Source organism: Streptomyces sp. BRA346 (assembly GCF_052851135.1).
This window is the reverse complement of the sequence record NZ_JAIWIH010000122.1, coordinates 1-3,586: the sequence shown is the minus strand read 5'-3', so window position 1 is coordinate 3,586 and position 3,586 is coordinate 1. Positions and strand designations below refer to the sequence as shown.

Here is a 3,586-nt window from a genome sequence, read left to right as displayed (position 1 = left end):
CCAACGCCTCCCACGACGTCTCCAACAACAACCGCTGCTGCGGATCCATCGCCAACGCCTCACGCGGCGAAATCCCAAACAACTCCGCATCAAACTCCGCCACATCCCGAACGAACCCACCCACACGCACATACGACCCACCCACACGCCCCGGACCGGGATCAAACAGACCCTCCAGATCCCACCCCCTGTCCATTGGGAACTCCGAAAGCCCATCACCACCCGAAACCAACATCTCCCACAAACCCTCAGGAGAGACCACACCACCCGGAAAACGGCACCCCATACCCACAACCGCGATCGGATCTTCGGCGTCGTCGGACGCATGAGCGGGAGCGTGCGGCGTAGGGGTGATGTCCGGTCCGGATGTCTCCCCCACCACCTGTTCGCGCAGGAACCCTGCCAGCGCGGACGGGGTCGGGTGGTCGAAGACCAAAGTGGCGGGCAGTGGCAGGGCGGTGGCGTTGGTCAGCCGGTTGCGCAGGTCGACCGCTGTGAGGGAGTCGAAGCCAAGGTCCTTGAACGCTCGCCCGGGGTCGATCGTCGCGGACGAGGAGTGCCCGAGCACGGTGGCGACCTGGGACTGGACCAGTGTCAGCAGCATTCGGTCCTGCTCGGCCGCCGAACGGCCACGCAGCCGCCGCGCCAGCTCGCCGTCGTCCCCGGCTCCGAGATCGGCGGCGGGGGTACGCGCAGCGGCCACCTCGGGCAGATCGCCGATCAAGGCGCTGGGGCGGGTGAACGTCATGGCGGCCGCGAAGCGTTCCCAGTCGACGTCGACCACGGTCTGGCACACCCGGCCGTCACCGAGCACCTGCTGCAGCGCTGCGATGGCCCGGTCCGGGTCCAGTACGCGCACACCCAGACGGCGGAAGTGCTCCGCCGCCACGCCGTCGGCGGCCATGCCATCGCCGCCCCACGGCCCCCAGGCCACCGACGTGGCCGCCAGCCCCAGACCGCGGCGGTGTTGCGCCAGAGCATCCACGTACGCGTTGGCGGCGCCGTAGGCCGCCTGACCCACGTTCCCCACCACACCGGCGATGGACGAGAACAGGACGAAGGCGTCGAGGTCACGATCGGCCGTCAGGTCGTGCAGATGGCGCGCGGCGTCCGCCTTCGCCGCCAGCACGCGTGCCAGCCGTTCCGGGGTCAGCCCCTCCACCACACCGTCATCGAGGATCCCGGCAGTGTGAACGATTCCGGTCAGCGGTGCCTCTTCCGGGATACCGTCCAGCACCGCCCGTACGGCCTCGCGGTCGCCGACGTCACAGGCCGCGAACGCGACATCGGCGCCCAAGTCCGCCAGCTCGCGGCGCAGTTCGTCCGCGCCGGGCGCCTCGGCACCCCGACGGGACACCAGCAGCAGCCGCTCAGCACCCCGAGCAGCCAGCCAGCGTGACACCAGCCCGCCCAGGGCGCCCGTACCACCGGTCACCAGCACCGTGCCACGCGGCTCCCAGCTCTCTCCCCGCGCGGCACCGGCCCCGTCCCGTACCAGCCGGGCCGCGAACACCCCCGAAGGCCGTACGGCCACCTGATCCTCGCCACCGGACGCCGCGAGCACGGACACCAGCCGCGTCAAGCTGTGCTCGTCGGCGTCCTCCGGCACATCGACCAGACCGCCCCACCGCTCCGGCTGCTCCAACGCCACCGTCCGGCCGAGGCCCCACAACTGAGCTCCCACCGGATTCAGCAGCCGCTCGCCAGAAGCCACCGACACCGCCGAACGCGTCACACACCACACACGTGCCGCGATGCCGGAATCCCCCAGCGCCTGCACCAAGGTCAACGTCGCGGCGGTCGAGCCCGCCAAGGACACGACGCCCACCACCGTCTCGGTGTCCTCGGCTCGGATCTTCGCGGCCAGGGACTCGCGCGTATCGTCGGCGGCCACCGGCACGACGGTCGTCCGAGCGCCCGCGATGCGCAGCGTCCGCACGCACTGGTCCGTGAAGTCGTCGTCCGCCCGGTCCGGGACGGCCACCAGCCAAACGCCCCGCAGCCGGTTCGTCGCCGCCACTGTCACGGGCTTCCACTGCACCCGGTACCGCCAGCCCGAGAGCAGCGACTCCTCGCGGTGCCGCAGGCGCCAGTCCGAGAGCACCGGCAGCACGGTGTCCAAAGGCGTGGCCGGCTCCACCCCCAACTGCCCGGCCAGGGACTCCGCATCGCCCTGCTCGACCAGGTCCCAGAACCGCTGTTCGGTCCTGCCGGACTCCACGGCAGCTTCCGGTGGAAGCTCCCGGTCCGGCAGCCAGAACCGCTGCCGCTGGAAGGCGTACGTCGGCAGATCCACCCGCTGGGCGCCGGTCCCGGCGAACACGGCGGCCCAGTCGACCCGCGCTCCGCGGACGAACAGCTCCGACACCGCCGCCATGAGCGTCTCGGGCTCGGCGCGGCCCTTTCGTAGCACTGACACCGCCGCAGCGGTGTCCGCCTCGGACCGAGCCAGCCCGGTGAGCACCGGATCGGGGCCGAGCTCCAGCAGCCTGGACGCTCCCTGTTCGGCCGTCGCGGTCGTCAGCGCAGCGTGAAAACGCACCGGCCGGTGCACCTGGCGGACCCAGTACTCCGGGGTAGCCCACTCCTCTGCGGTCACCGGCTCGCCGGTGACCGTGCTGATCGCTCGCGTATGGGGATCGTGGTAGGTGATCCCGGCGGCGACCTGGGCGAACTCGTCGAGCATCGGCCGCATCAGGGGCGAGTGGAACGCGTGGCTCACTCGCAGCCGGGAGACGCGGTGCCCTCGCCCGCGCGCGATGTCCATCGCTTGCGCCACGATGTCCTCGGCACCGGAGATCACGGTCGCCGAGGGGCCGTTGACGGCGGCGATCGCGACCTGGCCTGCTCCGGCGAGGCCGTTCAGGATTTCCAGTACGTCGGTCTCGGTGGCCTGGATGGCGGCCATCGCTCCCCCGCCAGGCAGGGCCTGCATCAAACGGGCCCGGGCGGCGACCAGCCGCGCGGCGTCGGCCGATGAGAACACCCCGGCCGCGTAGGCGGCGGCGAACTCACCGATCGAGTGGCCGAGCAGCAGGTCCGGCCGCATACCCCACGAGCGCAGCAGCTCCACGAGCGCGACCTGCACCGCGAACAGGGCGGGCTGGGCATAGCCGGTACGGTCCAGCAGCGCCGCCTCGGCGGAGCCCTCGGCTGCGAACAGTACGTCCCGCAGTGGGGCGTCGAACCCGGCGGCGCCTTCCAGCTCGGTGTTCAGATGGGCGCACACCTCGTCCAGGGTCTGGGCGAACACCGGGAACCGGTCGTAGAGTTCGCGGCCCATGCCGATGCGCTGGCTGCCCTGTCCGGTGAACATCCAGGCCGTGCGGCCCTTGCTGACCGCTCCGGTCACCACGAAGGTGTCCGGGTCGGCCGCCCCGGTCTCGTCGGCCTCGGCGGACAGCACGGTTCCGTCGGACAGGCGAATCGTGCCGGTGTGCAGGGCCGCGCCGTGGGTGCCGAGTACGACGGCGCGGTGTTCGAGGGCCGCGCGGGTCGTCGCCAGCGAGAAGCCCACGTCGACCGGGGACCGATCCTGCGGTCCCCGCTCGTCGAGGAAGGATGCGAGGCGGCCGGCCTGTGCGCG

Annotated in this window: 1 protein-coding gene; it reads right to left on the bottom strand. The window is 71.4% G+C overall.

What is annotated here, in order from left to right; translation table 11 throughout:
- Positions 1-3,586: SDR family NAD(P)-dependent oxidoreductase (locus LCH29_RS43625; RefSeq protein ID WP_446467230.1), on the bottom strand; the 3,586-nt coding region annotated here is incomplete at both ends.